This is a genomic window from Cobetia sp. 3AK (assembly GCF_029846335.1).
Lineage (GTDB): Bacteria > Pseudomonadota > Gammaproteobacteria > Pseudomonadales > Halomonadaceae > Cobetia > Cobetia marina.
Genome location: NZ_JARWKR010000002.1, coordinates 312,915 through 328,452, shown reverse-complemented (window position 1 = coordinate 328,452; position 15,538 = coordinate 312,915). Strand labels below are relative to the sequence as shown.

Here is a 15,538-nt window from a genome sequence, read left to right as displayed (position 1 = left end):
GGGTGAAGCCTGACCACGGCCCGCTCAGTGCTTGGGCAGATGTGTCGTATTGAAGAAGCGCTCGCGCGTCTCGAGATCGATCTGTTCCAGATGCAACGGGAATTCACCTTCTCCCTGGCGGGCACGACGGTCCTCGAAATAGCGCCTCAGCGTCACTTCCATGGTCGGGAAGGCCAGTGACTGCCAGGGAATCTCCTCTTCGGCGAACAGCGCCACCTCGAGACTCTCGATACCCGCGGAGAAATCACTGGTCAATTCGGCGCGAAACAGCATGTAGACCTGATTGATGTGCGGCAGATCAATCAGGGTGTAGAGGCCCTGGAGATTGACCTCGGCCCCCGCTTCCTCACGCGTCTCGCGGGCAGCGGCCTCACTGGTGGTCTCCGCGTTCTCCATGAAACCGGCCGGCAGTGTCCAGTACCCCAGGCGCGGCTCGATGGCGCGGCGACACAGCAGCACCTTGCCATCGCGTATCGGCAGGGTACCGGCGATGATGCGTGGGTTCTGATAATGGATGGTGCCGCAGCTATCACACAGGTAGCGCAGTCGATCATCTCCTTGTGGCACCGCCAGACGCACCGTCTCACCACAATGGCTGCAGTAGTTCATTCGCTCTCCCGTGAAACTCTTGAACGCCGATGCCCGGGCTCGGCTTCTGGAAATGGTGCCGCTGACTCGGCCGGCTGTCACCTCACATCTTGACCGCCTCACATCCCACGCCACAAGATGAAGGTCAACGAGGACCCGACATGCTAGAAGCTCTGCGCCAGCGCCTGCAATCCCATCACCCCCGTATCGTGAGCAACGACCAGCCACGCGCTGCGGTACTCATCGCGTTGATCGACCGCCCGGAACCGACGCTGCTGCTCACGCAACGCGCCAGTCACCTGAGTCAGCATGCCGGTCAGGTCGCCTTCCCCGGTGGCAAGGCGGAGCCGGAGGATATCAGTCTGCTGGCCACGGCGCTGCGTGAAGCCGAGGAGGAAGTGGCCCTGCCCTCCGGCGAAGTGGAGATATACGGGCAACTGAGCGATGTGATCTCGCTGCACGGCATGACCGTGACGCCTTTCGTGGGACGCATCGCTCCCGACCTGCCGCTGCACGCCGACCCCGGCGAGATAGCGCATATCTTCGAGATGCCACTGAGCATGCTGCTGCGCGATGAACGCGCCCACACCGACGTCATCCGCGTGGGCGATGACACCTGGTACGTGCCCGGCTATCAGGTGGCCGGGCAGCTGCTGTGGGGGCTTTCCGCGATGATGCTGGTGGAGATGATGGCCATCGGGTTCGGACACACCATCAGCCTGTCCTCCCCGCCACCGCCCGGGGCTCCGTTGCGCCACCTGCCACCTCGCCCCCATGCACCACGGGCATGAGCCTCTGGCGTGATTGACGCATGTCTCGCGGGCTGAGGATTGCCAGGCCTTCACTCAAGGCATTGCGCCCCTGCGCGTGCTGCTCTATAACACTGCGCCTTGATGCCTTCTGCCCTTTTTCCGGAGCGCCCGATGCCCGCTGCACCCGCCCCACTGCTGGACCCCACCGCGCTCAACCTGCTGATCGATGAACTGGTCGAGCATGGCTACAGCGTGCGCCCGGACTTTCTGCCGGCACACCTGATCCGCCATCTCAATGACGAGTTGCGGGCGCTGGAGAGCCATCAGCGACTGACGGCTGCGGGAATCGGACGCGGGCGAGAGCATGACCTTCGCCCGGACATCCGCGGGGATGCGATTCGCTGGCTGGATCGCGATTCTCGTGCCCAGCGTGCCTACCTGGAGGCGATGAATGTCCTCAAGGATGAACTCAACCGTGCCCTCTATCTGGGGCTGTTCGAGTACGAGGCGCATTTTGCCCACTATCCGGTCGGCAGCTTCTATCGCAAGCACTTGGACAGCTTCCGCGGGCGTGGCAATCGCCTGATTTCCAGCGTGCTCTATCTCAATGCCGACTGGCCGGCGGACGCCGGTGGCGAGATCGTGCTCTACGACCCCGAAGATGACAGCCGTGAAATCCGGCGTGTCACCCCCGAGGCCGGGACCTTCGTGTGCTTTCTTTCCGAACGGATCCCCCACGAGGTGCTGCCGACGAAACAGGCGCGCGCCAGCGTGACCGGCTGGTTCCGCCGCAACGCCTCGCAGGGCAACCTGGTCGACCCCTCCCGCTAGTGCGACCTACTCCTCTACCCTCACCTCCCCCCTTGCGACGCACGTGAGGCATGCCGCTCACACAAGGCCTCAATCTGCGTTGCGCCCGTCGGATGCCTCGCCATGGCGGGGCGCCTGGCGCTGGCTTTCGCCCTCATGAGTCTCGATCTCCTCGAGACTATCCAGGGACGCCTCGGTGATCAGCTCCGGCATGTCGACGGCCAGCTCGCGAGTCACCTCGACCAGCGGGTCATTGACCTCGGCATCCCGCAGGTGCTCCTCGGCGGCCTCGACCAGTTCCGGCCCGACGGCAAGCTCCGTTCCCAGGGGTGTCTGTGGCGCATGGGTCTCGAAGGGGGCCAGCGGCTGCGGCGCCGGACGCATCACGCGTCGCCAGACGAAGAAGGCCAGCATGCCACCGCCCATCACCGCCAGACTCAGCGCCATGCCGGGCATGGCACCCATCTCGGCCATCGGCAGTGATACGGCCGGCGGTGACAGGGTCGAGCCCACGGCATTGATCAGCAACAATCCCTGACTCATGCGCACCAGCGCCCCGGCGGGGGCACGGTCTGCCGCATGGCTGACCGCGACCGGATAGAGCGTGAAGGCCGCGCCGCCGAGCAGGAACAACACCGTCAACTGCGCGATGCCTTCGCGTGCCGGCCCCATCAGCAAGGCGGCGAACCCGATGATGGCCACCGACAGGATGATCAATACCTGCTGACGATCATGACTGTCAGACCAGCGCCCGATGGGGTACTGCAGCAGCATGCCGCCGAGAATCACCAGCGCCATGCGCTGCCCGATCTCCGCGGTGTCCAGCACGCCGCCCTCCCCCAATGCCAAGGGCAGCAGGCTGTAGAGCACTGCCACCACCAGCCCCGAGGCCAGGCAGCCGAACACGCCGGTCGGCGTGATGCGAATCAGACGCCAGGGACTCAACGGCTCGGATTGCTCGATCAGCGGTGATACGCGCGGCAGCAGCACCAGCGGCAATACGGACGCCGCCGCCAGCATCGCCACCAGCATGAAGGCCGCCTCGAGACTCAGCATGGCGGTTACTCCCAGCAGCAGCTGCCCCAGCACGCCCGCGCCATAAAGCACGATCATGTAGAGCGCCAGCAGGCGTCCACGTACGGCAGGGTCGGCGGCACTCAGCAGCCAGCTCTCGATGACCAGATAGACGCCGACCAGCGACCAGCCGATCATCATGCGCAGCAGGAACCACACCACGGGATGATCTCCCAGTCCCATGGCCAGGGCGGCGACTGCCACCAGCGAGGCGAAGCCGGCGTAGGCGCGGATGTGTCCGATGCGCAGCAGCAGGCGATCGTTGACCAGCGCTCCCAGTCCAAGCCCCAGATAGTAGGCGGAGCTGATCAGGCCGATCGCCTCGCTCGAGACACCGGCGGCAGACAGCCGCAGGGGGACCAGCGAAGTCAGCATGGCATTGCCGATCCCCAGCAAGGCAAGGCCCAGCAAGGGCGCGAGAGACATCAACAACAGATGACGGGGCATGACCAGTTCCTCGGCCAGGCGCAGGACTGCGTTCGGCCAATGCCGCAAGGTGCGGAGAGCTACGGGAGAGGGAAGCGCCCTGCAGGAATCTCGCAAGGCGCGGGCAATATAGTGACAGTCTGCGCCAAATCCAAGTGTTTTTGCGTCAGCTTCACGTCATTTCGCGACATCGTTCATTGTCTCGCCCCGAATCTCGCGGCCAGCCCGGTCAGGCGCACACGCGTGGGGCGGCTGGATCATGCCTCGGTAGCGGGCATCCTCCCTCCACACCTGCCACGCGAGCCCTTCAGGACATCGGAACACGGAAGATGACGCTATCGCTCGCAACCTGCTCGAAGGCCAGGCCATGGGTCCGCGCCAGCCAGGCGAAGGTCGTCGGGCTGAACAGGCAGACATGGGTCGGGTCACGCAGATAGTGCCAACGCTTGAGCGCATCCAGATCATCCGCGGCGGGTTGCGTCATGATCCCCAGCAGGCCACCGGGTTTGAGACACCCAAGCCACTGACGGAAGACATCGCCGGGCGCGTAGAGATGCTCGATCACCTCGGTACTGACGATGAAATCATGCTGACGGGCGAGCGCTGCCGGGTTCGGGTGGTAATACAGATCATGCAATGCCATCGGGTGGCCGACTTCCTCGAACATCCGTGCCAGGGCTGGCCCCGGCCCACAACCGAAATCGAGCCCGCTGGCACCGGCCGCCAGCCGCTCGCACATCGGCGTGAACAGCCTGGACAGGAAGGTGCGATAGCGCGGGTCTGCCGGGTCGTTCTCGTGCTGGTCGTAGATGTCCTGCTCTGCGCTGGCATCCAGTCGTTGAGAGGGCGCGAGATACAGCAGATGACATTCGCCACACCGCAGGTAATCACGCTCGTCGGCAGGCGGACGCTGACCGGTCCGCGGACATGGCTTGCGTCGTTGCACCAGATGCAGCACCGGTTGACTGCCATGCGTCGCGCATAGCGGGCATTGATGGTCGGATTCAGGCAATGCCTGTGCCGGGAACTCGGGGGCAATGGGGGAAGATGACATCAGGGCTCCGCACAGGGCAAGGGACACGACAGGCACAAGACATGACAGGACGAGCACATCAGGGAAAGCGCATCAGGGAAAGCATCACCGAAAAGCACTACTGGAAAGCATCACCGAAAAGCACTACTGGAAAGCACGGCACACGAGAACCGCTCGGGCAGTGCCGTGGTCTGACTGTCTGACAGAGCGCCTCGGGACCACGCCAGCGACGTGATCCCGGATGTGCCGATGCCAGCATGATACTGGCAGAGCAAACGGGCCGCACGCCCCGTGCCACACACGACGAAGGTCACTGCGTGCCCCCCGATGCCTCGAACCTGCATGACGTTCGCCCCTCTGGCACAATGGGGCGCGACGGGCAGCGCAGGACTCGCCCTCTGACCAGTGCGGTATCTCACGCCAGACCACCGGAACTTCATGTGTGACGATGGAAAAGACTCTCAAGCGTTTTGAAAAGGCCATGGAACAACGCCTTTTACCCCTCAAGGCCAATGCCGTCGCCTGGCTATGGCAGCGACTCTCGGGCCTGACCACCCGCCAGCTGTGGTGGATGGCGCGCCCGGTCGCGCGTCTCGTGCAACTGCTCAATCCGCGGGAACGGCGCGTCACGCGCAGAAATCTTGGCCAGGCCTTCCCTCATCAGCCGCGTGAGGCACGCGCACGCCTCGTGACCGAGAGCCTCGCGCACTCCACCGCCACCATGCTGGAGCTGGGCAAGGTATGGCTGGGTGATGAAGACGCGGTGCGCGATTCGATTCTCGAGGTGCACGGTCGCAATCTGCTCGACGAAGCCCGTGCCGAGGGACGTGGCGTGATCGTGCTGGCGCCGCACTTCGGCAACTGGGAAGTGCTCAATTTCTGGCTCTCGAGCCATTTCCCCTTCACTGCCATGTACGAGCCGCCCAAGTTCGAGCGGCTCGACCCGATCATTCGCAACGGGCGTGAGCGCATGGGGGCGAGACTGGTGCCTACCAACTCCCGCGGCGTGGCAGCGTTGCTGAAGGCGCTCAAGCGCGCCGAGGCGATCGGCATCCTGCCGGATCAGGAACCGGGACGCGGCAGCGGTGTCTTCGCCGACTTCTACGGCCGCCCCGCCTACACCGCCACTCTGCTCCCCAAGCTGGTGGCGAGAACCGACGCCCGCGTGGTGACCGGTGTCGCTCAACGCCTGGAAGATGGCCATGGCTTCGCCATCCACTTCCTCGCCGCGGATGAGGCGGTCTACACCGAAGACGAGGTCATCTCGGCGCGGGGAGTGAATGCCTCAGTGGAAGCCGCGATCGCCTTGGCGCCCGCGCAGTATCAATGGGAATACAAGCGCTGGCGCAAGAGCCCGGAAGAACTGGACGAGCAGCCGGGCTGGCGTGAGAAGCGCTTCTATCCTCGGGACGACTCCTGGCTTTCCCTCAAGGGCTGGCGCCGCCACCTCAAGTACCGCCGCCGCAACGCGAAGCGCTCCTGACTCTCCAGGGACAGGGCAGCACTGGCGCAAACCGGCACAAGCTTCCAGACTTTCCTGCACGGCGGCGAGCGATGCCAGTCGACTTGCCGAGGTAGCGGCGACAGGCCAGGGAGGCAGTGGAGCACATGAGCAAGCGCCAACAGGACATCCGTGGATGCGCAAGCATCAGACAGCTGATGGGGACGGCGCTCATCAGCTGTCTCTGCGCGTCGTCTCCTGCCTGGAGCGAGGCAAGCAGCAACGACACCCTCGATGGCGAGACCTCTGCTCATGCCCCGACTCTGGCATTGCAGGCGGCAAGCTCGGTTCCCGAGGACGCCCCCTCCCTGAGGCTGCCACCAGGGGCCGGCATGACTCGGCTGGCATCGCTTCAGGCACCTCGCATGCTGCACCTCACCGCTCACGATGAGGTGTTGATCGGCTCGCGGGCCGGCAAGCTCTATCGAGGCCAGCTGGCCGATGATGGCAGCCTCAAGCGCATGGAAGTGCTGGTCGAGCTGAAAGGCTATCCCCACTCTGTCGTCGTCCGCGATGCGCGCCTGTATGTCGCGACCACGGACGCCCTGCTGGTCGCGGACTACCATCCCGGGATCTCCCTTGCCCCGAGCGACTTCCAGCGCGTGATCGCGATTCCCGGCGGCGGTGGCCACAACTCGCGTACGCTGAGCCTGGGCCCCGATAATGGCCTGTATCTGGCGCTGGGGATCCAGGGCAACTGCTCCGATCAATATCTGGCGGGCACCTCGCCTCGCTATCCACAGCAACAGCGCCGTGGGGGAGTGATGCGCCTTGAGGAAAGTGGCGAGCCTCCCGAGTGGCGTGCGTGGGCGAGTGGTCTGCGCAACCCCGTCGGCCTGACCTGGCAGGCACAGGCGACAGGAGAGACGCGCTTGCTGGCCACCAACAACGGACCGGACCACTGGGGCTACAAGCATCCTCGCGAGCTGGTGGTCGCTGCCCGCGAAGGCAGCTTCCATGGCATGCCCTGGTATCAGTGGATCGATGGCCGCTGGCAGGCAGATGATTGCATCACGAGCGATTCACCGCGCGAGCGTGACGAGATTGCACCGCCACTGGCCGAGATCCCCGCTCGCAGTGCGCCGATGGGGATCGCGGTGGTACCGCCTGGGCATCCATTGGCTGCTGACATGGATGTCGTGGTGGCAGTCCACGGCAGCTGGGGCACGGCACCGTCCGGCAAGGCGTGGGGAGACCCCGCCAGTCGTCGTGAGCCTCGCCTGCTGGGCCTCAAGCTGGCGACGCCAGACACTGAAGCACACCTAGTGCCGGTACTGACCGGCCTGCAGGATGCCGCCAGCGGCGAGCGCTGGATACGCCCACTGGATGTAGCATTCGGCAAGGATGGCAGCCTCTACCTGACCAGCGATACCGGAGCCTCAGGACTCTATCGGATCACCTTCTCTCAGTGACCTCCAGCCGCCTCTGACCCGACACGGCGGCTCACGCGTTGATTCTTCGCTCAAGCGTTGAGCGAACGTCTCGACGCTCTGCATCCATTGGGTGATCACATGCGTATGCTCTCAGGACGACGCCATCGCCGGAGCCTGCGCCATGACAAAGCCCTCCATCTTCTCGCCAGTTGCCAGCCCTTCCCCCGGGGCTGTCCGTTCGGGCAGCGCCCTGACGCGCCCCCCGTGGCTGAGCATCATCATGCCAGTCCACAATGAGGCATCCGGTATCGTCCCGGCCTTGATCGCCTTGAGCCCAATGCGCGCGAGCGGGGATTGCGAGGTCATCGTGGTCGATGGCGGCTCCACGGATACTACCCGCGAGCTGGCAACGCCGCTGTGCGATCGCTGCCTGAGCAGTGATCCGGGCCGGGCAACGCAGATGAACGCCGGTGCCTCTCAGGCTCGTGGCCAATGGCTGCTGTTCCTGCATGCCGACACGCGCCTGCCGGCACATGTCCTCTCGGTACTGTCAGAGACCCTCGTCGAGCATCGCGAGTGCGACTGGGGTCGCTTCGATGTCGACATCGAAGGAGATTCTCCGCTGCTGCCCGTGATCGCCACGCTGATGAATCTGCGCTCACGCCTGACCAGCATCAGCACGGGTGATCAGACCCAGTTCGTACGACGCTCCACCTTCGAGGCCATCGAGGGCTTTCCCGTCATGCCCCTGATGGAGGACATCCAGCTGAGCGTCAGGCTCAAGCGACTGACCTCGCCGCTGAACCTCTCCGCCAGAGTCACCACCAGTGGAAGACGCTGGGAAACCCATGGCGTCTGTCGCACCATCCTCAAGATGTGGGGGCTGCGCTTGGCAGCCTGGGGTGGCGTATCTCCTGTCCGTCTGGCGCGCCTCTATGGATATGGTGCCGCCGCTCAGGCGTGTGAACAGCGTGGCTTGCCTCATGCCTGAAGCCTCGCTTGCTGACAGGGAAACCGACACGGCCGCGTATGACATGCGCCCGACGCTCATCATCTTCGGCCGCCTGCCACTGGCCGGACAATGCAAGACGCGGCTGATCCCTGCCCTCGGTCCCGAGGGGGCGGCACGCCTCTACTCGCGCATGCTGCGCAGAATCGTTCAGCAGGCCTGCGCCTCACGCCTCGGCAAGGTGGTCGTGATGCTGACTCCCTCCCCCGAGCACGCCCGGCAGCAACCTGAGCAGGCAGCCCTGCTGACGGAACTTGAGGATCAGTGGCGTGCAGAGAGCATGGCGGCACATGGCAGGCGGATCACGCTCGAGGCACAGCCACAGGGTGGGCTTGGGGAGCGCATGCATCAGGCCATGCTGCGCCACCTGCCCGCAGGCCCCGTGCTGCTGATGGGCTCTGACCTGCCCGCATTGGACAGTCAACGTCTGCGCGAGGCGGCGCGGTGCCTGCATGACCATGAGGCGGTGCTGCAGCCCAGCGAAGACGGGGGATACGGATTGATTGGCCTGAAAGCAGCCTGCCCGGCGGCCTTCCAGCTGGATCACTGGAGCCATGCCGACGTGAGCCGGGAGACTCTTGCACTGCTGGCTCAGGCAGGCAGAAGCGTCGGTTGCCTGCCTGTCAGCTGGGATGTCGATGAGCCTCACGATCTGGTGCGCCTGAGGCGACACTTCCCAGCCCTGATGGCGAACCTCTCCTCCTGTCAGCCTGCATGACACGCTTCCCGCATTGCAGGAAGCCCTTTCGGCATCGCAGGAGGCCCTTTCCGCATCGCAGAAGGCCTCCCAAAGTCGCATGGGTTTTAGGGCGGCAGAGGCTTTTCCTGCACCGCAGGACTGTTACACTCGAGATATCGTGACGTCTGAGTCACAGCTTGACGGGGTGCCGGTAAGACCGGCTGAGATGTCATTCGCACTGTTCGAGGCCTTGCATCGAGGTGCGTGTATGACGATCCCGCCGAACCTGATCCGGTTAGTACCGGCGTAGGGATCAAGCGCGAAGTGTTGCCGCACATCATCTTCACCTCTTCCAGGTGAACGCCGCACCTCCCCCCGCTTTTTCCCTGCAGATTGCCGGACCTGACCACGCTCGAGCCAGACCTTTGCCACTCCATCACGGATTGGCAGCACGCTCACCGAGGGATGCGTCGATGCCCAGCTTTTCAGACCTGACCAGTGCCTGCGCCGAGGAATGGCGCGACTATCTCGAGCATGACTTCGTTCGCCAGCTCGGGGAAGGTCGTCTGCCAGAGGAGTCCTTCCGCCATTACCTGCAGCAGGACTACCTGTTCCTGATCCACTTCGCGCGCGCCTGGGCGCTGGCCGCCTACAAGAGCCGCACCCTCGCGGAGCTGCGTCAGGCCACGGCCAGTCTCGACACCATCCTCAATACCGAGCTCGATCTGCATATCGGCTACTGCAGCGAGTGGGGCATCAGCGAGGATGACCTGAGTGAGCTGCCGGAATCCCGCGCCACCCTGGCCTATACCCGTTACGTACTGGATTGCGGCCAGCGCGGCGACCTGCTCGATCTGCACGTGGCGCTCGCGCCCTGCCTGATCGGCTACGGCGAGATCGCCGAGTGGCTGCTGGATCAGGACACCACCGAGATCGAGGACAATCCGTACGCGGACTGGATCGCGATGTACTCCAGCGATGACTTCAAGGAAGCGGTGGACGCCGAACGTGAATGGCTGGACGCTCGGCTCTCGGAGGTCTCGGAGCGCCGACTGGGCGAACTGGTGGATGTCTTCCGCGATGCGACGCGTCTCGAGATCGACTTCTGGCAGATGGGGCTTGATCGCGACTGATCCGTGGCAGGCCGTCGCCTGACAGGCCGCGCCTGCGCGAACGGAAGACACACCGATTTTCATCGGCCTGGGGACGTGGTCCTCTCGCCAATCATCCAGACACACCACAGGCCATCAGAGCCTGAATGCGAGCACGATGACCTGGGCCAGCACAACGCTCAGCACAGGTCATGCCCGCATTGAACTCTGAGCACGCTTGACGGGGTGCCGGTGGAACCGGCTGAGATCCTGCATGCATCACCTCGCCGCCAAATGGGCGAGGCTGCCAGCAAGGGGTCCCGTGGAACCTGAACCGGTTAGGACCGGCGTAGGAATCAAGCTGATGGTCAGCCGCTGCCCGCGGCCGCCTCGCCCCCGAACCATTGCACTGGTGCGGAATCGGCGATGGCCATCCTCTCCCTGCGCACGGTCTTCCCATGATGACGTCAGCCGTGACGTCGCCCTTTGAGGAGACCTGCATGAGCACTACCCCCACGACTCAAGATCCGCAAGCCACCAACGCCGCCGAACCGTCGCTCGCCCCCCAGCCTGAGGCTGCGCCGAAGGCGCGCGCACGTCCCGGTCGCAAGGATGGCAGTCGCCATCTCGCCAGCGAAGCCCGCGTCGACGCCGCCGCCATCGCGCCGCTGAGCGGCTCGCGCAAGATCTATATCGAAGGCTCCCGCCCGGACATCCGCGTGCCCATGCGCGAGATCGGCTGCTCGCCGACCCAGACCTCCAGCGGCCTGGAAGAGAATCCTCCGATCGTCGTCTACGACACCTCCGGCCCCTACACCGACCCAGCGGTCGAGATCGACATTCGTCGCGGGCTGGCACCGCTGCGCGAGAAGTGGATCGAGGAACGCGGCGATACCGAACAGCTCAATCAGCTGAGCAGCGAATATGGTCGCGTGCGCCAGGCCGACCTGCGCCTGTCGTCCCTGCGTTTCGAGCTGGACCACCGCCCGCGTCGTGCCCTGCCGGGCAAGAATGTCACCCAGCTGCACTATGCGCGCCAGGGCATCATCACGCCGGAGATGGAGTACATCGCGATTCGTGAGAATCAGCGTCGTATCGCGCTGCGTGAGGAATATCAGGGCAGCGACTCCGTCGAGAGCATTCTGGGCCACCAGCACCCGGGTCACAGCTTCGGCGCCAACCTGCCCGACGAGATCACCGCCGAATTCGTGCGTGAGGAAGTCGCGCGTGGCCGCGCCATCATTCCCGCCAACATCAATCACCCGGAAAGCGAGCCGATGATCATCGGCCGCAACTTCCTGGTGAAGGTCAACGGCAACCTGGGCAACTCGGCGGTCACCTCCTCCATCGAGGAAGAGGTCGACAAGATGACCTGGGCGATCCGCTGGGGCTCCGACACCGTGATGGATCTCTCGACCGGCGCCAACATCCACGAGACCCGTGAATGGATTCTGCGCAACTCTCCCGTACCCATCGGCACGGTGCCGATCTATCAGGCGCTGGAGAAGGTCGATGGCGTGGCGGAGAATCTTGATTGGGAGATCTTCCGCGACACGCTGATCGAGCAGGCCGAGCAAGGCGTCGACTACTTCACCATCCACGCCGGCGTCCTGCTGCGCTATGTGCCGCTGACCGCCAGCCGCGTGACCGGCATCGTCTCGCGCGGTGGCTCGATCATGGCCAAGTGGTGTCTGGCACATCACGAGGAAAGCTTCCTCTATCGCCACTTCGAGGACATCTGCGAGATCTGCAAGGCCTACGACATCAGCCTGTCACTGGGCGATGGCCTGCGCCCGGGCTCGGTGGCCGATGCCAATGACGCCGCCCAGTTCGGCGAGCTCGAGACGCTCGGCGAGCTGACGAAGATCGCCTGGCAGCACGATGTCCAGGTCATGATCGAAGGTCCGGGTCACGTGCCGATGCACCTGATCAAGGAGAACATGGACAAGCAGCTCAGCGAGTGCGACGAGGCGCCCTTCTATACCCTCGGTCCGCTGACCACCGACATCGCCCCGGGCTACGACCACATCACCTCCGGTATCGGTGCCGCGATGATCGGCTGGTTCGGCTGCGCCATGCTCTGCTACGTGACCCCCAAGGAGCACCTGGGCCTGCCCAACAAGGACGACGTCAAGACTGGCATCATCACCTACAAGATCGCCGCGCATGCCGCGGACCTGGCCAAGGGGCATCCGGGCGCGCAACGTCGTGACAATGCACTCTCCAAGGCACGCTTCGAGTTCCGCTGGGAAGACCAGTTCAATCTGGGCCTTGACCCGGACACCGCGCGCAGCTTCCACGACGAGACGCTGCCCAAGGATTCGGCCAAGGTCGCCCACTTCTGCTCCATGTGCGGGCCGAAGTTCTGCTCGATGAAGATCACCCAGGAAGTCCGCGACTACGCCAACGAACACGGCCTGACCGGTGACGCCGACAGCGTGATGGCCGGCATGCAGGAGCAGGCTGACAAGTTCAAGCGCGAAGGCAGCCAGCTCTATCAGGAGGTATAGGTAGAGGGATTGGCGCACGAAAGGCTGACGTGCTGAGCCGCACGAAAAACGCCCCGACCATCACTGGTCGGGGCGTTTTCAATGGCCTGCTGCCAACCGCTCATGACGTGTCATGAGCGTGATCCAGAGATCACGTGCGGCTGGTGACTTCCAGCAGGTGATAACCGAACTGGGTCTTCACCGGGCCCTGCACGGTGTTGATCGGTGCGCTGAACACGACTTCGTCGAATTCCTTGACCATCATGCCCGGGCCGAAGGCGCCCAGGTCACCGCCACTGCGACCGGACGGGCAGGAGGAGTGCTCGCGAGCGGCATCAGCGAAATCGCGGCCGTTCTCGATTTCGGTCTTGAGAGCTGCACACTGTTCTTCGCTGGAAACGAGAATATGACGCGCTGTGGCCTGTGCCATGTCTATCACCTGTCACTGATCGAATAAATGCCGCCGGCAATCACCGGCGGCGTGGCAGCACATTGTGGCCCAAGGCGACGCTCGCCGCTAGCGTCGCGCGCCTCCCCACCTCCCCAGCGATGCCTCAGACGCGCGAACGCCCACCCGGAAGACCGGATGGGCGTTGTAGACGCTCGCCTGAGAGCGTCAGCAGCAGCCGCTTACTTGGCGACTTTCTGCATGGCCTCGGAGGCGGACTTGGCATTGTTCTCTGCCAGTTCCTGACCTTTCTTGGCGTATTCCTGGTTCAGCTCGACCACCTTCTGGGTGTCGTTCTGAAGCTTCTCGCCCAGAGACTTGACCGTCTCCTGCTGTTCCTTGACGAAGTTCTTCAGGCCTTCGCTGTCCTTGATCTCGAGCATGGAACGCGCCTGCGCCATGGAGGTGTCAACGTAGGACTTGGTCAGATCCATCTGGGCGCTGACCAGCTTCTCGCTGTAATCGAGGCTCAGGGCGCTGAAAGCACGCAGCGGAGCGAAGAACATGTCGTCGAACTGCTGAGTGGTCTTCTCAAGATTGGTGTTGAACATGGGGCACCCTCCAGGGTTTGGCATCACACGGAAAATGAAGCGGAGCTTTGCTCCGTTGGCTACCAGGACTGAACCAAGCTTGTGAGCCATGAGGTCGAGATCTCACTGCAAGCCAGCATTCTCGACAGGTTCCATCCTCGCTGCAGTGCAGCATAAGCCACCTCTTGCTGCACTGCAACATCAGGAGCGCAATATTGATCAACCACCTTGCCCTGCGAGTCTGCTTCCAGGCTGACTGCCCTCTTGCCCAGAGACGCCAAGCCCCTGAATGACATGAAGATTTCAGTCGCTCGCACGACATCGCTGGCACAACATCCTGTCACCCAGCAATTCGCGCTGACCCTCGCGACGACATAACGCCACACTGGCCTTGGACAACCAGCGACGACACTCATCACAACGTGGCTGCAGGTATTGCATCTCATCATGGCCAGACGCCATGCCACGATGGCCGTGCGACACGTCAGAGGCTTTCGCGCCAGCGGAGGACACGCCCTGCAGCCTCACGTCAGAAACTGAAGGCTGCCAGTCCTGAGCCTGCAAGCCGTGGCACGTGGACGAGGGCATGGTCTGCGTCATGCCGGACATCAGTGTCTGGAAAGAGGATGAGGTGGCCTTTGGAGGAGTGGCCCGGCGAGTCTCGGAAGGTGTTGGCCCCTCCTCACGAGGCGTGACCTGAGGAGCGTCATCCCCGCTTGAAGAAGGGATGGCGTCATCACGCACGGGGGCCACCGAGGGGGAAGCGGATGGGTCCTGGGGTGGCACCCAGGCGTAGGCCGTCTGCTCATCGGGATGGATGGCCACGGAGGCATGTTCTGACAAGCCGAGTCGCGACGCCCAGTCGACCCGTGATGGGCCATGCTGCGCCAGGATGGCACGACCGAGACGCCTCAGACGACGCGGGTCGATCCGGTGGGTGAAATCACGCATGCGGGCGACGGAGGCCGCCCCGCTCCCCAGATTGAGGCATTCTTCGGACAACCCGCGCAGGTCCACCAGCGCTCGACTGTCCAGAATATCTTCGGGAGGCCGGCTGACCTGTTCCTCGGCGGCAATGACCAACCGATGCGTCAATTGTGGCTGCAGCACCATCCCGAGTCTGGAAGGCAGGAGACCTGAGCTCTCCAGCCAGCGGCGAAAGCACTGCTGCTGTTCCTTGAGTGCCAGCAGCGGTGATGGCGTCAACCGCAACTCATCACCGCTCTGAACGACCTCCCCGATATCTTCCAATGAGCCCTGCCCGACGGAAGCGCCTTGCTCGACAGAGGGGCCCTGGTGCGCGCTCAGCTCGCCAAATGGCGAGATCGTCAGCGGGAGATCAAAGCAGGACGCATCCAGTACCCAGAATTGCATGAGGCGATTGATCAACACGTGATCCAGCTCGATCACGCCATCATCCCCTTCCAGGCGCAGGTCATGCAGCACGACCCAGTCGTCGCGCGACTCGAACAGGGTGTTCAGGAATCGGGCGAGCGAACGACGACGCTCCTGATGCGCTCGAACGCCTCGCAGCATCCTCAGAACCTGCTGGCGCTCCTGGGTGCTCAAGGTGGCATTCTGCGCCAATACCTCAAGTACCAGAACGTCATACTCCCTGGAGTCACAATCCTTGAGCAGCATGGGAGCCTCTAAATTTAGAACATTAAGATGTTTTCAGTGTAGTCATCGCAGTGCCATCTCTGCCACCTGCTACCTGTCAGGGCATCCAGCCAGG

Annotated in this window: 14 protein-coding genes and 2 riboswitches; of the genes, 8 read left to right on the top strand and 6 right to left on the bottom strand. The window is 63.7% G+C overall.

The window, feature by feature from the left end; translation table 11 throughout:
• Positions 1 to 24: 24 nt before the first annotated feature.
• A complete protein-coding gene (locus QD228_RS03870) occupies positions 25 to 609 on the bottom strand; it encodes an NUDIX hydrolase (RefSeq protein ID WP_279874496.1) in 585 nt (194 codons plus the stop codon).
• A gap of 140 nt (positions 610 to 749) precedes the next feature.
• Here QD228_RS03870 and QD228_RS03865 point away from each other — a divergent pair, with 140 nt between their 5' ends.
• Positions 750 to 1,379, top strand: coding sequence for a CoA pyrophosphatase (locus tag QD228_RS03865; RefSeq protein WP_279874494.1), 630 nt, complete (start codon positions 750 to 752; stop codon positions 1,377 to 1,379).
• Between the two features lie 132 nt (positions 1,380 to 1,511).
• A complete protein-coding gene (locus tag QD228_RS03860; protein WP_077375102.1) occupies positions 1,512 to 2,171 on the top strand; it encodes a 2OG-Fe(II) oxygenase in 660 nt (219 codons plus the stop codon).
• A 69-nt stretch (positions 2,172 to 2,240) separates the two neighbouring features.
• Here the strand turns inward: QD228_RS03860 and QD228_RS03855 are convergent, their stop codons facing one another.
• On the bottom strand, positions 2,241 to 3,671 hold the full coding sequence (locus QD228_RS03855) for an MFS transporter (RefSeq protein ID WP_077375105.1): 1,431 nt from the start codon (positions 3,669 to 3,671) through the stop codon (positions 2,241 to 2,243).
• Between the two features lie 286 nt (positions 3,672 to 3,957).
• A complete protein-coding gene (locus tag QD228_RS03850; RefSeq protein WP_279874492.1) occupies positions 3,958 to 4,704 on the bottom strand; it encodes a methyltransferase domain-containing protein in 747 nt (248 codons plus the stop codon).
• 427 nt (positions 4,705 to 5,131) lie between these two features.
• On the opposite strand from QD228_RS03850, the gene QD228_RS03845 reads away from it, so the two are divergent.
• The 6 genes from QD228_RS03845 to thiC all read left to right on the top strand — a co-directional run bounded on the left by QD228_RS03845 (position 5,132) and on the right by thiC (position 12,846).
• The gene (locus QD228_RS03845) at positions 5,132 to 6,166 is read left to right on the top strand and encodes a lysophospholipid acyltransferase family protein (RefSeq protein ID WP_240499668.1); all 1,035 of its coding nucleotides are present in this window, start codon (positions 5,132 to 5,134) and stop codon (positions 6,164 to 6,166) included.
• A gap of 125 nt (positions 6,167 to 6,291) precedes the next feature.
• Positions 6,292 to 7,596 carry a sugar dehydrogenase gene (locus QD228_RS03840; RefSeq protein WP_279874490.1) on the top strand — a complete coding sequence of 435 codons (1,305 nt, stop codon included), beginning with the start codon at positions 6,292 to 6,294 and terminating at the stop codon, positions 7,594 to 7,596.
• Positions 7,597 to 7,738: 142 nt separating this feature from the next.
• The gene (locus QD228_RS03835; RefSeq protein ID WP_279874488.1) at positions 7,739 to 8,548 is read left to right on the top strand and encodes a TIGR04283 family arsenosugar biosynthesis glycosyltransferase; all 810 of its coding nucleotides are present in this window, start codon (positions 7,739 to 7,741) and stop codon (positions 8,546 to 8,548) included.
• Positions 8,549 to 8,591: 43 nt separating this feature from the next.
• Positions 8,592 to 9,284, top strand: coding sequence for a TIGR04282 family arsenosugar biosynthesis glycosyltransferase (locus QD228_RS03830; RefSeq protein WP_170877395.1), 693 nt, complete (start codon positions 8,592 to 8,594; stop codon positions 9,282 to 9,284).
• A gap of 152 nt (positions 9,285 to 9,436) precedes the next feature.
• A riboswitch (TPP riboswitch) is annotated at positions 9,437 to 9,575 on the top strand.
• Between the two features lie 143 nt (positions 9,576 to 9,718).
• Positions 9,719 to 10,378 (top strand): thiaminase II, encoded by a 660-nt coding sequence (gene tenA / locus QD228_RS03825; protein WP_077375119.1) that lies wholly within the window; start codon positions 9,719 to 9,721, stop codon positions 10,376 to 10,378.
• A gap of 190 nt (positions 10,379 to 10,568) precedes the next feature.
• Positions 10,569 to 10,709, top strand: a riboswitch (TPP riboswitch).
• A 127-nt stretch (positions 10,710 to 10,836) separates the two neighbouring features.
• On the top strand, positions 10,837 to 12,846 hold the full coding sequence (thiC, locus tag QD228_RS03820; protein WP_279874487.1) for a phosphomethylpyrimidine synthase ThiC: 2,010 nt from the start codon (positions 10,837 to 10,839) through the stop codon (positions 12,844 to 12,846).
• A 130-nt stretch (positions 12,847 to 12,976) separates the two neighbouring features.
• Here the strand turns inward: thiC and QD228_RS03815 are convergent, their stop codons facing one another.
• The 3 genes from QD228_RS03815 to QD228_RS03805 all read right to left on the bottom strand — a co-directional run bounded on the left by QD228_RS03815 (position 12,977) and on the right by QD228_RS03805 (position 15,444).
• Positions 12,977 to 13,255, bottom strand: a complete 279-nt coding sequence (locus QD228_RS03815) for a peptidylprolyl isomerase (protein WP_043331408.1) — start codon at positions 13,253 to 13,255, stop codon at positions 12,977 to 12,979.
• 200 nt (positions 13,256 to 13,455) lie between these two features.
• Positions 13,456 to 13,824 (bottom strand): phasin family protein, encoded by a 369-nt coding sequence (locus QD228_RS03810; RefSeq protein ID WP_077375127.1) that lies wholly within the window; start codon positions 13,822 to 13,824, stop codon positions 13,456 to 13,458.
• A 282-nt stretch (positions 13,825 to 14,106) separates the two neighbouring features.
• A complete protein-coding gene (locus QD228_RS03805; protein WP_279874485.1) occupies positions 14,107 to 15,444 on the bottom strand; it encodes a nuclease-related domain-containing protein in 1,338 nt (445 codons plus the stop codon).
• Positions 15,445 to 15,538 lie beyond the last annotated feature (94 nt).